Here is a 14512-nt window from a genome sequence, read left to right on the forward strand (position 1 = left end):
CGTCAGGTCAGCCCGGCGGCTTCATCCAGTCCCAGCATCAGGTTCAGGTTCTGCACCGCCGCGCCGGACGCGCCCTTGCCGAGGTTGTCCAGCAGAGCCACCAGTCGCGCCTGCTCTCCCCCCCGGTCGCCGAACACATGCAGCCGCATGCGGTTGGTGCCGTTCAGCCCCTCCGGGTCGATCCCGGTCATGGCCTCGGTCTCTTCCAGCGAGGCGACTTCGACGAAGCGTTGACCGGCATAGGCCTCGACCAGGGCGCCGTGCACCACCTCGACGGAGGGCGAGCCCGGCAGGGCCGACAGGTGCAGCGGAACCTCGACCAGCATCCCCTGCCGGTACGACCCGACGGCGGGCGCGAACAGCACCTTGCGCTCCAGCCCGGTATGCCTGGTCATCTCCGGTACATGCTTGTGCTTCAGCGTCAGGCCATAGGCGCGATAGGCCTCGGCCCCGCCGCCCTCGAACTCGGCGATCATGGCCTTGCCGCCGCCGGAGTAGCCGCTGACCGCATTGACCGTCACCGGCCAGCCCGCCGGCACGATCCCCGCCGACACCAGCGGACGCACCAGGCCGATCAGGCCGGTCGGATAGCAGCCCGGGTTCGACACCCGCGTCGAGGCGGCGATGGCCTCGCGCTGGCCCGGCGCCATCTCGGCGAAGCCATAGGTCCAGTCGGGATCGACCCGGTAGGCGGTCGAAGCGTCGATCACCCGCACCGCAGGGTTCTCGATCATCGACACCGCCTCGATGGCCGCGTCGTCGGGCAGGCACAGGATCACCGCGTCGGCGCCGTTCAGCGCCTCGCGCCGCGCCTCGACGTCCCGGCGGCGGTCGCCCAGCAGGATCAAGTCCAGATCCGGGCGCGTTTCCAACCGCTCGCGAATCTCGAGCCCCGTGGTGCCCGCCTCGCCGTCGATGAAGATGGTGTGGGTCACAGATAGAACTCCGGGCCGCCGCGCTTGATCACGGCGACCGCCTCATAGGGGCCGATGTCAGTGTAGATAAGCAGCGCCGCGCCGTTCCCGAACCCGATCCGCATTTCGAGGTCGCTTGCCTCCACCGAAACAGCTTTCTGGTCGATCAGCGCATGGAATTCGATCGGCTTCTCGACGAACCATTCCTTGTCGTACGCAACGCTTGAGCCATCGGGCCTGACATAGCCGACGTTCAAACCGGCATCGACATAACACCCGTTGTCGAAAACGAAGCGCAACGAGGTCGCGTTGACGGCGATCTGAATCAGCCGCGCGGGCTCTTCGATTAGAAAAGCCAGTCTGTCTGCAGAGGGGAAGGCGTACATGGCGCTCTCCAGCGAGTCCCAAAGAAAAAGGGCGCTCCGGTTTCCCGAAGCGCCCCCATCCAACCCGTAATGAAACGGCTTAGCGCTTCGAGAACTGGAACGAACGGCGAGCCTTGGCGCGGCCGTACTTCTTGCGCTCGACGACGCGGCTGTCGCGGGTCAGGAAGCCGTGCGGCTTCAGGACCTTGCGCAGTTCCGGCTCGTAGTGCGTCAGGGCGTGCGACAGGCCGTGGCGGATGGCGCCGGCCTGGCCCGACAGGCCCGAACCTTCGACGGTGCAGACCACGTCGAACTGGGTTTCACGCTCGGTGACGACCAGCGGCTGGGCGATCATCATGCGCAGAACCGGACGAGCGAAGTACTGCTCCTGGTCCTTGCCGTTGATGGTGAACTTGCCGGTGCCCGGCTTCACCCAGACGCGGGCGATCGCGTTCTTGCGCTTGCCGGTCGAGTAGGCGCGGCCCTGGGCGTCCAGCTTCTGGACGTAGACGGGGTGCTCTTCGCCCACGCCCGGAGTGCCGAGGCCCTTCAGGGCGTCGAAGCCGGTGGCGGTGTCGTTGGTGACGTCGGTCATGCTCAGACGCTCCGGGTGTTCTTGGGAGAGGCCGACGCGAAGTCGATCGTCTCGGGCGACTGGGCTTCGTGGCTGTGCGCGGCGCCGGCGAACAGACGCAGGTGCGTCATCTGCTTGCGGGCCAGCGGGCTTTCCTTCGGCAGCATGCGCTCGACGGCCTTCTCGAGCACGCGCTCGGGGAAGCGACCGCCCAGAACCTTCTCCGGGGTCGTCGACTTGACGCCGCCCGGGTGACCGGTGTGGCGGTAGTAGATCTTGTCGGTGTTCTTCTTGCCGGTGAAGACGACCTTGTCGACGTTGGTCACGATGACATAGTCGCCGCAATCGACGTGCGGGGTGTAGTCGCCGCGGTGCTTGCCGCGCAGACGGTTGGCGATGAAGGTCGCGAGACGGCCCACCACGACGCCTTCAGCGTCGATGTGGATCCATTTCTTCGTGACCTCGGCCGGCTTCAGCGAAGCCGTAGTGCTCTTCAGCATAACGAGGAGTCCTTGGGAGACGGGCGAAACGGGTGTTCTCCGGCGGGACCGGTGAACGGAAGGCGCGCTGATAGAGGAAGCCCGGCGCGGGGTCAATGCCGGTCTGTGCACCCACATCTCATCATCTCATTGTAAAATAATGAGAAAACTTAAACGGTATTAAAATACCGCATCAAGGCGCGGCCTTTGCCGCCGTTTGTCGGCGCGGATGACCGCCGGGACGATCCGCCGCGCTCGCTGTCACAGAACCCTGACCGACGCCCGGCATAAGCGCGGCAGTTCCTGTCACCGGAGTGCCGGCCCCATGCATATCGACCGTCGCGGCGTCCTGACCACGGGCGCCGCCGCCCTCGCCTTCACCGGCCTGGCCCGTCAGGCCTCGGCCCAGGCGGCGACCGCCGAGACCTATGTCAACGAGGTCGAGGGCTATGGTCCGCTGCGGCCCGATCCGAACGGCCTGTTCGACCTGCCCGAGGGCTTCTCCTACACCGTCGTCTCCCAAGGCGGCGAGACCATGGACGACGGCCTGCTGGTCCCCGGCCAGTTCGACGGCATGGGCTGTTTCGCCCTGTCCGGCACGCAGGTGGCGCTGGTCCGAAACCACGAGCTCAAGGGCTCGTCGCGGGCGCACCGCAACTGGGGCCCCGGCGGCTACCGGCAGGAGCGTCTGGGCCGGGTCGACGCCTCCAAGGCCTATGACACCTACAAGAACGGCCAGGTCCTGCCCGGCGGCACGACCACCGTCGTCTACGACCTCAAGACCGGCGAGACCGTGCGCCAGTTCATGAGCCTGGCCGGCACCTCGACCAACTGCTGCGGCGGCATGACCCCCTGGGGCAGCTGGCTGACCTGCGAGGAGACCGAGGAGACGCCCGCCACCGCCGACGTGATGAAGGCGCACGGCTACATCTTCGAGGTGCCCGCCGACGCCGACGGCCTGGTCCAGGCCGTGCCGCTGAAGGCCATGGGCCGCTTCGACCACGAGGCGGTCTGCGTCGACCCCCGCACCGGCATCCTCTACCAGACCGAGGACCAGGGCGACGGCCTCTTCTACCGCTTCATCCCGACCACCCCGGGCAAGCTGGTCGACGGCGGGCGGCTGCAGGCCATGGTCGTGCGCGGCGCCCCGGGCGCGGACACCGCCAACCACAACGGCGCGCGCTTCTGGAGCGTCGGCGACTGGAAAGAGGTCGACTGGATCGATCTGGACGACGTCGAAAGCCCCAACGGCGACCTGCGCAAGCGCGGCCACGCCGACGGCGCGGCGCTGGTGGCGCGCGGCGAAGGCATCCACTGGGGCGACAACGAACTGTATCTGACCGCCACCTCGGGCGGCCCGATCGAGCGCGGCCAGATCCTGCGCTACGTCCCCTCGCCCGACGAGGGACAGGACGGCGAACGCGCCCGCCCCGGCCGCATCCAGCTGTTCGTCGAGAGCCTGGACGAAAAGGCCATGAACATGGCCGACAACCTGACGGTCGCGCCCTGGGGCCACCTGATCGTGTGCGAGGACAACTATTCCGCGGCGATCCGCAACCACCTGAAGGGCGTGACCCCGGACGGCAAGCTCTACACGCTGGGCCGCAATGTCTTCCAGGGCAACTCAGAGCTCTGCGGCTGCGTCTTCTCGCCGGACGGCGAGGTGCTGTTCGTCAACATCCAGTACCCGGGCGTGACCCTGGCGATCACGGGGCCCTGGGATACGGTGCGGGTGTAGTCAGAACAGCCCGCGCGACCTCGGACCCGACACGAACAGCCGCGGCTGCGACCGGCGGACCAGCCACAGGTTCACGGTCGCCGTCGCCAGCACCAGCGCCGCCCCCGCCTGATGCAGGGCGCCCAGCCACAGGGGCACGGCGTGCATCAGGGTGACGACGCCCAGCAGGGCCTGCAGCCACACGGCGGCGGCGACGACAAAGCCGCTCGCGCCCAGCCCCTCGGCCAGCCGCCAGCGCCACGCCTGCACCGCATAGACCGTGCCGCCGATCAGCAGGCCGTAGGCCCAGATGCGGTGATTGAACTGGACCAGCGCCTGGTCGTGCAGGAAGGCCAGCGCCCCCTTGCCCCACTCGACCGGCGGGAAGACCGCGCCGTTCATCAGCGGCCAGTCGGTGTAGACGAACCCCGCCTTGGCCCCGGCCACCAGCCCGCCCAGCAGGCACTGGATGAAGACCGCGCCGAGCAGAATGGCCGCGCCGCGGCTCCAGCCTCCCGGCGAGCGCGAACGCTCCTCGCCGTTCCAGGCCTCCAGCCCGGTCCAGATCAGGCCCATGAAGATGATGAGGGCGAGGCCCAGGTGGGTCGCCAGGCGCTCGGGGGCCACGTCGACCCGCTCGCTCAGGCCGCTGGTCACCATCCACCAGCCGATCAGCCCCTGCAGCCCGCCCAGCCCCAGCAGGACCACGCAGCGCGAGATCAGCCGGCGCTGCACCTTGCGCATCAGCAGCAGGACCGCGAACGGCACGGCGAAGGCCACCCCGATCAGCCGCCCCAGCAGGCGGTGGAGCCACTCCCAGAAGAAGATGCCCTGGAACTCGGCCAGGCTCATCCCGGCGTTGATCTGCTGGTATTGCGGGATGGCCTTGTACTTCTCGAAGGCGTCCATCCACTGGGCGTGGTTCATCGGCGGCAGGGCGCCCATGATCGGCTTCCACTCGGTGATCGACAGGCCCGAGCCGGTCAGGCGGGTCACGCCGCCCACCACGACCATGACGAAGACCAACGCCGCCACCGCCCACAGCCAGATCGCCACCGACCGGCTTTGATCGCCACCGCCCAAACGCTTCATTCGACGCCTGCCGTTCCGCCCGTTACACTGCCGCTCGCGCGCTACTCGCCGCGCCCGGACCTGTGCGGTATGCCCGCGCATGAGGGCGAGATCGAGTCGCTTTTCGGCGCCCTGTCGCCGCATGCTGGAGAGGCCGTTTGCAGTACGCCGACATCGTCACCGCCGTTCTCGGCGCCTTCGTGCTGGCCTGGCTGGCCGATCTGCTCACTGGCCGCCGCGGCCTGTTCGCGACCGGGCTGGTCTCGGGCGTCGGCGCGATCGCGGGCGCCTTCCTGGCCGTCCGCGTCTTCGCCGTCTCGACCATGGACCAGTGGGGCTGGGTCCTGTGGTCGATGATCGCCTCGGCCGTGGCCCTGGCCGCCTTCTTCCTGTTCCGCAGCAAGCGCTGATGGGCGGCCGCACCCGGCGCTTCATCGCCATGATCGCCGTGCTGGTCTTCCTGGTCGTGTGGATCTGGGGCGTCATCGCCCTGCGCGGCCTGTTCGGCCCCAACATGCTGCTGGACCTGCTGTTCTTCGCCGTCGGCGGCATCGGCTGGGGCGTGCCGCTGTATCCGCTGTTCAAATGGGTCGAGAGCGGCAAGGACTGACGCAGGCCGGAATTGCGAAGGGGCCGTCCGAAGACGACCCCTTCAACCAACCGATTTTCTTTCGAAAATGGTCGGAGCGACAGGATTCGAACCTGCGACCCCTTGACCCCCAGTCAAGTGCGCTACCAGGCTGCGCCACGCTCCGAGAGGCGCTCCCTATAGACGGGGTCGCGCCGCGCGCAAACCCAAAAAAGAGGTCTTCAGGCGGATCGCGACAGGGCGGCTTCCAGACGAGCGCGCGCGCCTTCCAGTTCCGCCAGAACCTGACGCAGCCGGACCGACGATACGGCGGCGGGCGCCGGCGCGGGCGCGGGCTCCGGCGTCGCGCCCTCGGGCTCGAACGCCACCAGGCCTTCGGGGTCGCCCCAGGCGGCGATGCGCTTGAGCCCCTGTTCGCGGAACAGGCGCTGCACGCCCTTGATGGTCAGGCCCTCGTCATGCAGCAGCCGCTTGACGGCCTTCAGCAGCACGATGTCCTGCGGACGGTAGAACCGGCGGCCGCCCGCGCGCTTCAACGGCGCGACAAAGGTGAATTTGGTCTCCCAGAAGCGCAGGACGTGCTGGGGCGCGCCGACCTCGTCGGCGGCCTCCGAGATCGTCCGGAACGCTTGAGGGCTCTTGGCCATGCGTCAGATCAGGCGGTCACGACAGCGTCGTGCACCCGGCCCTTCATGATCTGCGAGGCGCGGAAGCTGATCACCCGGCGCGGGTTGATCGCCGCCGGTTCGCCGGTCTTGGGATTGCGGCCCATGCGGGCGCGCTTCTCGCGAACCTGGAAGACGCCGAAGCCGGACAGCTTGACGGTCTCGCCGCGCTCCAGCGACTCGACGATCAGTTCGAGGGTGCGCTCGACCATCTGGGAGCATTCCTGCCGCGAAAGGCCCACTTCCTCGTGGACAGCCTCGCAAAGATCGGCCCGCGTCAGGGTCTGCGTCACCGGTCACTCCCCTCAATCGTCAGTGGGTCGCATAAAAGGGCAAGCGCCCTGAAATGAAAAGGCGAAATGCGCTTTACAGACGAATCGCGCAGGCGCCCCAGGTCAGGCCTCCGCCCATGGCCTCCATGACCACCAGATCACCGCGCTTGATGCGCCCGTCCTTGATGGCGGCGTCCAGCGCCAGGGGGATGGAGGCGGCCGAGGTGTTGGCGTGGGTGGCGACGGTCGAGATGACCTTCTCCTCGTCCAGACCCAACCGGTCGCCGACGCCGCGGATGATGCGCTGGTTGGCCTGGTGCGGCACGAACCAGTCGACCTCGGGCACCTCGATGCCTGAGGCTTCGCAGGCGGCGGTGATGGCCTCCGCGATATTGATGACCGCGTGGCGGAACACCTGATTGCCCGCCATGCGCAGATGCCCGACCGAGCCGGTCGTGGCCGGGCCGCCGTCCACATACAGCAGGTCGGTCTTGGAGCCGTCGCAGCGCAGGGCGAAGCCCAGCAGTCCCTGATCGGCCTTGGTCCCCTGCCCTTCGCGCGGCTCGACCACCACGGCGCCGGCGCCGTCGCCGAACAGCACGCAGGTGGACCGGTCATTCCAGTCCAGCAGGCGGGTCATCTCCTCGGCGCCGATCACCAGGGCGCATTTGGCCAGGCCCCGGGCCACGAAGCCGTCGGCGACGCTGAGCGCATAGACGAAGCCCGAGCACACGGCCTGGACATCGAAGGCGATGCCGACGGGCGCGCCCAGCTTGCGCTGCACGATCGAGGCCGTGGCCGGGAAGGTCATGTCCGGGGTGGTGGTCGCCACCACGATGAGGTCCACGTCCGCGGCCGTCTTGCCCGCATCGATCAGGGCGCGACGGGCGGCCTCGACCGCCAGATCGCTGGTGGGCTCGTCATCGCGCGCCTTGTGCCGCTGCTTGATGCCGGTCCGCTCCTGGATCCACTCGTCCGAGGTGTCCACGATGGCGGCCAGATCGGCGTTGGTGACGATCTGTTCCGGAAGATACGAACCGACGCCGGTCACGGCGCTTCGCATGACGCTCACTTGGTAGTCTCCATGGCCGCGTCCGAAGGCTGCGCGGGCGGCTGTTCCAGTACGGCGGTCAGCTTCTGCAGGCTGGCCCCGACCTTGGTCATATAGTCACTGCGCGCCAGATCGACAGCGATGCGGATCGCGGCGCCGAAGCCGCCCGCGGTCGCGCCGCCGTGGCTCTTCACCACAATGCCGTTCAGGCCCAGCAGCGGGCCGCCGTTGATGGCGTTGGGATCGATCTTGGCGCTCATCTTCTTCAGCGCCGGATAGGCCAGCGCCGCCCCGGCCTTGGCCATCAGGCTGGAGGTCAGGGCCTCGCGGGTCAGGGCGCCGATGAATTTGGCCACGCCCTCGGCGGTCTTCAGGGCGATGTTGCCGGTGAAGCCGTCGGTGACGACCACATCGACCGTGCCCTTGGCGATGTCGTCGCCCTCGACGAAGCCGTGATAGGCCAGACCAAAGCCGCCCTCGCGTAACAGGCGCGCGGCCTCGCGGACCTCCTCGTGGCCCTTCATGTCCTCGGACCCGACGTTCAGAATGCCGACGGTAGGGCTGGCGACCCCGTGCACGGCGGTCATGAAGGCCTCGCCCATGATGGCGAACTCGACCAGCTGGGCTGCGTCGCTCTCGACGTTGGCGCCGACGTCCAGCACGGCTGTGACGCCCCGGAAGGTCGGCCAGCTGGCGACGATGGCGGGACGTTCAAGGCCCGGCGCGGACATGCGCAGGATCAGTTTGGAGATGGCCATCAGGGCGCCGGTGTTGCCGGCCGAGACGATAGCGGCGGCCTCCCCGGTCTTCACCGCCTCGATGGCGTTCCACAGGCTGGAGCCCTTGCCGCGGCGCATCGCCGTGGCGGGCTTCTCGTCCATGGCCACGACCTTGTCTGTGTGGCGGACGTCGCAGATGTCGTCGCCCAGGCCGCAGCGGGCCATTTCGGCGCGGATCGCGGCCTCGTCGCCGTTCAGGAGGAAGCGCACGCCCTCGCCGCCGTGCCGCGTGCGGTAGTCGCATATGCCGCCGACCACGACCGGCGGGCCGTGATCCCCGCCCATGGCGTCAAGCGAGATCAGAATGGGGGATGGCAAGCCGTTTCGACTCCGTCGCGCCGACGTTAGCGGCGCTGGTCAGGCGGCGACGATAACGCCGCACAAGGGGGATGCAACCAGGTGGACCCGGCGTCAACCTTCGTCGGAGGGCCGAAGTTGCTTCAGGACCGCGAAAGGCGAGATTTCGGTGGGTTCCGGCGGCTGGACGAACTCCGCGCCCGGCTTGCGGGGGAATGGGTCCAGATGCAGGGCCAGCTGTTCCACGACGTACTGGCCCAGATCGATCTGGCCGTCCTCGACCACGTCGGGCGATTCGTCCTCCAGCGTGATGATGATCTCGTCGGATTCCTCGTCCACCGGCTCGGCCAGCTGGACCGAGAAGGCCTCGTCGATCGTCAGCGGCAGCGGCTCCAGGGTGATTCCGCAGGTCTGGGCCAGCTCGGCCCGGACGCGCCCGGACAGGGTCCAGCCCGCGGCGGTGGGCACCAGGTTCACCTCGGCCTCGACCGCGTCCAGCGACGCCAGGTCCAGCGCCCGGGCGATTCGGGCGCGGGCGGCGGCGTCGGGCGTCAGGGTGCGTTTCACGCCGGACCCGATCTGGTGCAGGCGGACAGGCTCGCTGTAGGGCAGCTGGGGAGTGCTCATGCCTTCACCTCCGCCCACGCGGGGGCTTTCAGAACGTCGTCGAACGGCTGGGCCGCCAGCCGGGCGCGGCTGGACAGGGCATAGGCCGCCAGGGCCGCCCCGTCGGCGGGCGTCTCGCTTTCCAGCACATTGCGCGCCAGGCCGGCCGCCAGCGTATCGGCGTCCCCGTCCCGCAGCGGCTGCTCATAGGTGGTCATGCGCCCGTAGAGCGACTCGCCCAGCTTGCGCATCTTCTTGCCGACCGAGATGTCGCCGACGCCCAGCTCCCGCAGGGTGTGGTCCAGCGCCGACACATAGGTGTCGAACAGCTGCTGGCCGGCGTCGCCGCCGCGCTCGGTCCCCTCGTCCTTCAGCCGCATGGTCAGCAGCAGGACGTGCAGGGTGTACAGCTCGAACCGCGCGTCGATGCGGTCCGCAACGCCCAGCGCGGTGTAGAAGCGCGGGTCGCGGGCCTGACGGACGGCGATTTCATAAAGCCCGTCGCCGAAGCGTTCGCGGCGGAGGGTTCGGAAGAGATTCTGCAGCATGTTTCACGGCCCCTTTTCCGCCGCGCCGTTGAACTAAGGCTCGGGTCCGGTTAGGTCAAAGACCTTGTTCTGTCGCAGGCCCCGCAAATGCTCCGTACGAAACTCCTGATCGCCGCTCTGTCGCTCGCCGCGCTGACCGCGGCCTGTGCCCCCGTCGTGGGCCAGAACGGCTTCCAGGCCATCGACGCCAAGCCCACCGACATCGTCGCCGGCACGGACACGCGCCAGACGGTGCTGACCAAGCTGGGCTCGCCGTCGACGACCTCGGCCTTCGAGAGCGACACGATCTGGTACTACGTCAGCCAGACGACCGAGAAATACACCTACAACCGCCCGCAGGTGACCCAGCGCAGCGTGACCGAGATCACTTTCAACGCCGGCGGCCAGGTCGCGGGCGTGCGCACCCTGGGCCTCGACGACGGCGAGCGCATCTCGATGAACGGTCGCGAGACCCCGACCCGCGGCCGTCAGCTGACCATCCTGGAGCAGCTGCTGGGCAACGTCGCCCGCGGCCAGCTGCCCCGCACCGAGGAAGACGCCCCGGGCCAGCGCCGCCCGGACTAGGGTTCGGCGTCTACAGCGCTCTCTGCTCACCGAAACGCCCCGGAGATGGCTCTCCGGGGCGTTTCTCGTTGTGGCGCCAAGTTAGTGGTTAGTGATTAGTGGCTGGGCCGGAGAAGGTTCTTCGTCAGAGGGCCTCCTGCCGGCGGCATCGAGCCACTAATCACCAACCACTCACCACTTGCCGGCCACCGGCGGCAAAAGGGGTGACGCCGTAACCGACGCCACCCCCACCGTTAGCCGATCTTCCCGCTCGCCAGCACCGCCAGCAGAAGCAGGGCGACGATGTTGGTGATCTTGATCATCGGGTTCACCGCCGGACCGGAGGTGTCCTTGTAGGGATCGCCCACCGTGTCGCCGGTGACGGCGGCCTTGTGAGCCTCCGACCCCTTGCCGTGGACCACGCCGTTCTTGTCGGTGAAGCCCTCTTCGATGACCTTCTTGGCGTTGTCCCAGGCGCCGCCGCCCGAGGTCATCGAGATGGCCACGAACAGGCCGGTCACGATGACGCCCATCAGCATGGCGCCCAGGGCGGCGAAGGCGTTGGCCTTCTCCGGCTGGATGAACAGCACGACGACGAACAGCACGATCGGCGACAGCACCGGCAGCAGCGACGGCACGATCATCTCCTTGATCGCCGCCGAGGTCAGGATGTCGACCGCCTTGCCGTATTCGGGCTTCACCTCGCCGGTCATGATGCCCGGGTTCTCGCGGAACTGACGGCGCACCTCGGCGACGACCGATTCGGCCGCCCGGCCCACGGCGGTCATCGACATGCCGCCGAACAGGAAGGGCAACAGCCCCCCGAACAGCAGGCCGACCACGACATAGGGGTTGGTCAGGTCGAAGGCGACCGTACCGAGGCCTTCGAAGAAGCTGCCCGGCAGGGCGGTCTCGGCGAAGTATTTCAGGTCCTCGGTATAGGCGGCGAACAGCACCAGGGCGCCCAGGCCGGCCGAACCGATGGCGTAGCCCTTGGTCACGGCCTTGGTGGTGTTGCCCACCGCGTCCAGGGCGTCGGTCGAGTGGCGCACTTCCGGCGGAAGGCCCGCCATCTCGGCGATGCCGCCGGCGTTGTCGGTGACCGGACCGAAGGCGTCCAGCGCGACGATCATCCCCGCCACGCCCAGCATGGTCGTGGTGGCGATGGCGATGCCGAACAGGCCCGCCAGCTGGAAGCTGACGACGATGCCGACGATGATGGCCAGGGCCGGAAGCGCGGTGGCCTCCAGCGAAACGGCCAGGCCCTGGATCACATTGGTGCCGTGGCCCGAGACGGAGGCGTTGGCCACCGAACGGACCGGACGGAAGTTGGAGCCGGTGTAGTATTCGGTGATGACCACGATGGCGGCGGTGACGACCAGGCCGACCACGCCGGACCAGAACAGCTGCATCGAGGTGATGACCAGCCCGCCCGAGGTGGTGACCGTGGCCGGAGCCACCTGGTCGATGATCCACCAGACCGCGCCGATCGACAGGACGCCGGTGACGATGAGGCCCTGATAGAGGGCGCCCATGATGTTCTGGCTCTTGCCCAGGCGGACGAAGAAGCTGCCGATGATCGAGGTGACGATGCAGATGGCGCAGATGGCCAGCGGCAGCAGCATCATCGCGCCGACGTACTCCGTGCCGCGGAAGAAGATGGCGGCCAGCACCATCGTCGCCACGGTCGAGACGGCGTAGGTCTCGAACAGGTCGGCGGCCATGCCGGCGCAGTCGCCGACGTTGTCGCCCACGTTGTCGGCGATGGTGGCGGCGTTGCGGGGGTCATCCTCGGGGATGCCGGCCTCGACCTTGCCCACCATGTCGCCGCCGACGTCGGCGCCCTTGGTGAAGATGCCGCCGCCCAGTCGCGCGAAGATGGAGATCAGCGAGGCGCCGAAGCCCAGCGCGACTAGGCCGTCGATGACCTCGCGGCTGGTGTTCTCGAGCCCGAGCCCGGCGGTCAGGAAGGCGTAGTAGCCCGCCACGCCCAGCAGGGCGCCGCCGGCCACGAACATGCCGGTGATGGCTCCCGAGCGGAAGGCGAGGTCCAGCCCCTTGGACAGGCTCTCGGAGGCCGCCTGGGCGGTGCGGACGTTGGCCCGGACCGAGATCAGCATGCCGGCGAACCCGGCCGCGCCCGAAAGCACGGCGCCGATCAGGAAGCCGAGGGCGGCCCATTGGCCGATCAGCAGGTAGGCGGCGATCAGGATGACGACGCCGACGGCGCCGATGGTCATGTACTGGCGGCGCAGATAGGCGGAGGCCCCCTCCTGGATGGCGGCCGCGATCTCGCGCATGCGGTCGTTGCCGGTGGGAGCTTTCATCAAGGCGGCCGTCTGGATCGCTCCGTAGAGAATTCCGAGACCGCCCGCGGCTATGACAAGCCACAGATAGTTAGACATGGCGTTTCCAAACCCTGTGTGTAGGGCGCCCGGACCCTTGGCGCGGCGGGCGTTTTCGCCTCTCTCCGCCTTCCGGTCCCCCCGTGCGCAACGGTCGCGTCAGGGGCGACCACTCGGGATAACGGAGGAAGCGTGCCAAATGCGTCGGAGTGACGCAACAGGGGATGGTGAACGGTGTTCAGCCGGCCCGCAGGCCGGTCCGCCAGCGCGGGGCCTGGCTGATGATCTCGACGCGCGCGATCGAGCCGCGTCCGACGATGGCGGCGGCGGCGCGCATCAGGCTGGCCGACATCAGGTCAGTGTCGATGCGGGTCCAGTCGTTGGGCACGATGAAGGGCGTGCGGTGACCGGCGCGGACCAGGGCGTCGCGGAGGTAGGCCTCCTTGCCGCGCATCGATTCCACGGTGGCCGAACCGCCCAGGTGCAGGCGCATGGAGACGAAGACGTAGTTGCGCAGCCGGCCTTCGGCGATGACCGGCAGTCCGACACCCGAGATGTTGACCGTCGCTCCGCCGGACGAGCGGGGGGCGTCGCCGGCGGCGGCCGTCGAGGCGACAGCCGCGGCGGGCAGGACGGCGGCGGCAGAGAGGAGGTCACGACGGCGCATGGGGACACCCTGCCCCAGACGCCTTGAGATTTCGTTGTCAGCCGTGGGTGAAGCCCGACGCCGCGATCTGGACCGGCTGGCCGGCGAAGCGGGCGGTGACGCCCTTGCCCTCGACGACCCGGCCCAGGCAGGTCAGCCAGATGTGGCGGCGCTCGGCCTCGCGGCGCAGGGCGGGCTCATCCCTGGCGGCGGCGGTGAAGGCGATCTCATAGTCGTCGCCGCCGGTGGCCAGGGTCTCAAGCGCCGCCTGTTCGTCCACCCGCCCGGCGAACCAGGCCTGCCCGGCCGGGGACAGGGGCGTGACCTCCAGATCGATGTCCAGGCCGACGCGGCTGGCCCCGGCGATATGGCCCAGGTCGGCGATCAGGCCGTCGGAGACGTCCACGGAGGCCGTGGCCATGTCGCGGATGGCGTCGGCGAAGATCAGGCGGGGGATCGGGCGGCGATAGTGCTCGACGAGGGCGGCGAGGCGCTCGGGCGCGAGTCCCAGCTTCTCCCGCGCGGCCTGCAGGCCCAGCCAGCCGTCGCCGATGAAGCCGGTGACGAAGACCAGGTCCCCGGGACGGGCGCCGGCGCGGCTGACCGTCTTCCCCTTGGGCGACCAGCCCATCAGGGTGGCCGAGAACGTCGCGGGACCGGGCGTGACCACCGTGTCGCCGCCCAGCAGGGCGACGCCGAAGGCCTTCTGATCGTCGGCCAGTCCCTTGGCGAAGGCCTGCCGCTCGGGCCAACCGCAGCGCTCGGACCAGCCGCAGGACAGCAGGTAGCCGAAGGGCTCGGCGCCCTTGGCGGCGAGGTCGGACAGGTTCACCCGCAGCAGCTTCTGGGCCACCGTATCGAGCGGATCGGTCGGCAGGAAGTGGACGCCCTCGACGATAGTGTCCTTGGTCAGGACCAAGTCGAAGCCGGGCCGGGACGGAACCACGGCGACGTCGTCCAGCAGGCCCCTGCCCCATTCGGGATGGGCCAGCGGGGCGAACAGCCGCCGGATCGTCTCGAACTCACCGGCGACGTCGATTGCCGGCATGGG

The 14512-nt window shown here is 68.6% G+C and carries 18 protein-coding genes and 1 tRNA gene; 4 read left to right on the top strand and 15 right to left on the bottom strand.

What is annotated here, in order from left to right:
• Positions 1–2 precede the first annotated feature (2 nt).
• The 4 genes from argC to rplM form a co-directional block, all read right to left on the bottom strand.
• A complete protein-coding gene (gene argC, locus AC07NB_RS03785; RefSeq protein ID WP_291840633.1) occupies positions 3–935 on the bottom strand; it encodes an N-acetyl-gamma-glutamyl-phosphate reductase in 933 nt (310 codons plus the stop codon).
• Positions 932–1300, bottom strand: coding sequence for a hypothetical protein (locus tag AC07NB_RS03790; protein ID WP_291840630.1), 369 nt, complete (start codon positions 1298–1300; stop codon positions 932–934). Before AC07NB_RS03790 ends, argC begins: the two co-directional genes overlap by 4 nt.
• A 79-nt stretch (positions 1301–1379) precedes the next feature.
• Positions 1380–1874, bottom strand: a complete 495-nt coding sequence (gene rpsI / locus AC07NB_RS03795) for a 30S ribosomal protein S9 (protein ID WP_291840627.1) — start codon at positions 1872–1874, stop codon at positions 1380–1382.
• A 2-nt stretch (positions 1875–1876) separates the two neighbouring features.
• Positions 1877–2353 carry a 50S ribosomal protein L13 gene (rplM, locus tag AC07NB_RS03800; protein ID WP_291840623.1) on the bottom strand — a complete coding sequence of 159 codons (477 nt, stop codon included), beginning with the start codon at positions 2351–2353 and terminating at the stop codon, positions 1877–1879.
• Between the two features lie 304 nt (positions 2354–2657).
• On the opposite strand from rplM, the gene AC07NB_RS03805 reads away from it, so the two are divergent.
• Positions 2658–4070, top strand: coding sequence for an alkaline phosphatase PhoX (locus AC07NB_RS03805; protein WP_494570965.1), 1413 nt, complete (start codon positions 2658–2660; stop codon positions 4068–4070).
• On the opposite strand, the gene AC07NB_RS03810 is transcribed toward AC07NB_RS03805, so the two are convergent.
• Positions 4071–5141 carry a COX15/CtaA family protein gene (locus AC07NB_RS03810; protein WP_494570966.1) on the bottom strand — a complete coding sequence of 357 codons (1071 nt, stop codon included), beginning with the start codon at positions 5139–5141 and terminating at the stop codon, positions 4071–4073.
• 137 nt (positions 5142–5278) lie between these two features.
• Here AC07NB_RS03810 and AC07NB_RS03815 point away from each other — a divergent pair, with 137 nt between their 5' ends.
• A complete protein-coding gene (locus AC07NB_RS03815) occupies positions 5279–5530 on the top strand; it encodes a transglycosylase (protein ID WP_291837753.1) in 252 nt (83 codons plus the stop codon).
• The gene (locus tag AC07NB_RS03820; protein ID WP_494570967.1) at positions 5530–5730 is read left to right on the top strand and encodes a DUF2842 domain-containing protein; all 201 of its coding nucleotides are present in this window, start codon (positions 5530–5532) and stop codon (positions 5728–5730) included. Before AC07NB_RS03815 ends, AC07NB_RS03820 begins: the two co-directional genes overlap by 1 nt.
• Before the next feature lie 68 nt (positions 5731–5798).
• On the opposite strand, the gene AC07NB_RS03825 is transcribed toward AC07NB_RS03820, so the two are convergent.
• The 7 genes from AC07NB_RS03825 to AC07NB_RS03855 form a co-directional block, all read right to left on the bottom strand.
• A tRNA-Pro gene (locus tag AC07NB_RS03825) sits at positions 5799–5875 on the bottom strand.
• 55 nt (positions 5876–5930) lie between these two features.
• Positions 5931–6356: a MerR family transcriptional regulator gene (locus AC07NB_RS03830; RefSeq protein WP_291837748.1), complete on the bottom strand. Its 426-nt coding sequence runs from the start codon at positions 6354–6356 to the stop codon at positions 5931–5933.
• Between the two features lie 8 nt (positions 6357–6364).
• Positions 6365–6667 carry an integration host factor subunit alpha gene (locus AC07NB_RS03835; protein ID WP_291837746.1) on the bottom strand — a complete coding sequence of 101 codons (303 nt, stop codon included), beginning with the start codon at positions 6665–6667 and terminating at the stop codon, positions 6365–6367.
• Positions 6668–6740: 73 nt separating this feature from the next.
• Positions 6741–7718, bottom strand: a complete 978-nt coding sequence (locus tag AC07NB_RS03840; RefSeq protein ID WP_291837743.1) for a beta-ketoacyl-ACP synthase III — start codon at positions 7716–7718, stop codon at positions 6741–6743.
• Positions 7715–8761: a phosphate acyltransferase PlsX gene (gene plsX, locus AC07NB_RS03845; protein ID WP_494570998.1), complete on the bottom strand. Its 1047-nt coding sequence runs from the start codon at positions 8759–8761 to the stop codon at positions 7715–7717. The genes AC07NB_RS03840 and plsX overlap by 4 nt, the downstream gene beginning before the upstream one ends.
• Before the next feature lie 126 nt (positions 8762–8887).
• On the bottom strand, positions 8888–9400 hold the full coding sequence (locus tag AC07NB_RS03850; RefSeq protein WP_291837737.1) for a YceD family protein: 513 nt from the start codon (positions 9398–9400) through the stop codon (positions 8888–8890).
• A complete protein-coding gene (locus tag AC07NB_RS03855; protein ID WP_492313030.1) occupies positions 9397–9927 on the bottom strand; it encodes a ubiquinol-cytochrome C chaperone family protein in 531 nt (176 codons plus the stop codon). The genes AC07NB_RS03850 and AC07NB_RS03855 overlap by 4 nt, the downstream gene beginning before the upstream one ends.
• Before the next feature lie 87 nt (positions 9928–10014).
• On the opposite strand from AC07NB_RS03855, the gene bamE reads away from it, so the two are divergent.
• Positions 10015–10491 (top strand): outer membrane protein assembly factor BamE domain-containing protein, encoded by a 477-nt coding sequence (gene bamE / locus AC07NB_RS03860; protein ID WP_494570968.1) that lies wholly within the window; start codon positions 10015–10017, stop codon positions 10489–10491.
• A 233-nt stretch (positions 10492–10724) separates the two neighbouring features.
• Here bamE and AC07NB_RS03865 read toward each other — a convergent pair whose 3' ends face one another.
• From AC07NB_RS03865 to thiL, 3 genes are all read right to left on the bottom strand, one after another.
• The gene (locus AC07NB_RS03865; protein ID WP_494570969.1) at positions 10725–12875 is read right to left on the bottom strand and encodes a sodium-translocating pyrophosphatase; all 2151 of its coding nucleotides are present in this window, start codon (positions 12873–12875) and stop codon (positions 10725–10727) included.
• Positions 12876–13053: 178 nt separating this feature from the next.
• Positions 13054–13482 carry a hypothetical protein gene (locus tag AC07NB_RS03870; protein WP_492313028.1) on the bottom strand — a complete coding sequence of 143 codons (429 nt, stop codon included), beginning with the start codon at positions 13480–13482 and terminating at the stop codon, positions 13054–13056.
• A 37-nt stretch (positions 13483–13519) separates the two neighbouring features.
• Positions 13520–14509 carry a thiamine-phosphate kinase gene (gene thiL / locus AC07NB_RS03875; RefSeq protein ID WP_494570970.1) on the bottom strand — a complete coding sequence of 330 codons (990 nt, stop codon included), beginning with the start codon at positions 14507–14509 and terminating at the stop codon, positions 13520–13522.
• Positions 14510–14512: the final 3 nt, after the last annotated feature.

This window comes from Brevundimonas sp. GW821-FHT09G01 (genome assembly GCF_059416065.1).

Bases quoted from the DNA above. Each gene is read 5' to 3' on its own strand.
- rpsI (WP_291840627.1), bottom strand. From the start codon at position 1,874: ATGACCGACGTCACCAACGACACCGCCACCGGCTTCGACGCCCTGAAG.
- AC07NB_RS03790 (WP_291840630.1), bottom strand. From the start codon at position 1,300: ATGTACGCCTTCCCCTCTGCAGACAGACTGGCTTTTCTAATCGAAGAG.
- AC07NB_RS03870 (WP_492313028.1), bottom strand. From the start codon at position 13,482: ATGCGCCGTCGTGACCTCCTCTCTGCCGCCGCCGTCCTGCCCGCCGCG.
- AC07NB_RS03850 (WP_291837737.1), bottom strand. From the start codon at position 9,400: ATGAGCACTCCCCAGCTGCCCTACAGCGAGCCTGTCCGCCTGCACCAG.
- plsX (WP_494570998.1), bottom strand. From the start codon at position 8,761: ATGGGCGGGGATCACGGCCCGCCGGTCGTGGTCGGCGGCATATGCGAC.
- AC07NB_RS03830 (WP_291837748.1), bottom strand. From the start codon at position 6,356: ATGGCCAAGAGCCCTCAAGCGTTCCGGACGATCTCGGAGGCCGCCGAC.
- AC07NB_RS03810 (WP_494570966.1), bottom strand. From the start codon at position 5,141: ATGAAGCGTTTGGGCGGTGGCGATCAAAGCCGGTCGGTGGCGATCTGG.
- AC07NB_RS03820 (WP_494570967.1), top strand. From the start codon at position 5,530: ATGGGCGGCCGCACCCGGCGCTTCATCGCCATGATCGCCGTGCTGGTC.
- thiL (WP_494570970.1), bottom strand. From the start codon at position 14,509: ATGCCGGCAATCGACGTCGCCGGTGAGTTCGAGACGATCCGGCGGCTG.
- bamE (WP_494570968.1), top strand. From the start codon at position 10,015: ATGCTCCGTACGAAACTCCTGATCGCCGCTCTGTCGCTCGCCGCGCTG.
- AC07NB_RS03855 (WP_492313030.1), bottom strand. From the start codon at position 9,927: ATGCTGCAGAATCTCTTCCGAACCCTCCGCCGCGAACGCTTCGGCGAC.
- AC07NB_RS03865 (WP_494570969.1), bottom strand. From the start codon at position 12,875: ATGTCTAACTATCTGTGGCTTGTCATAGCCGCGGGCGGTCTCGGAATT.
- AC07NB_RS03805 (WP_494570965.1), top strand. From the start codon at position 2,658: ATGCATATCGACCGTCGCGGCGTCCTGACCACGGGCGCCGCCGCCCTC.
- rplM (WP_291840623.1), bottom strand. From the start codon at position 2,353: ATGCTGAAGAGCACTACGGCTTCGCTGAAGCCGGCCGAGGTCACGAAG.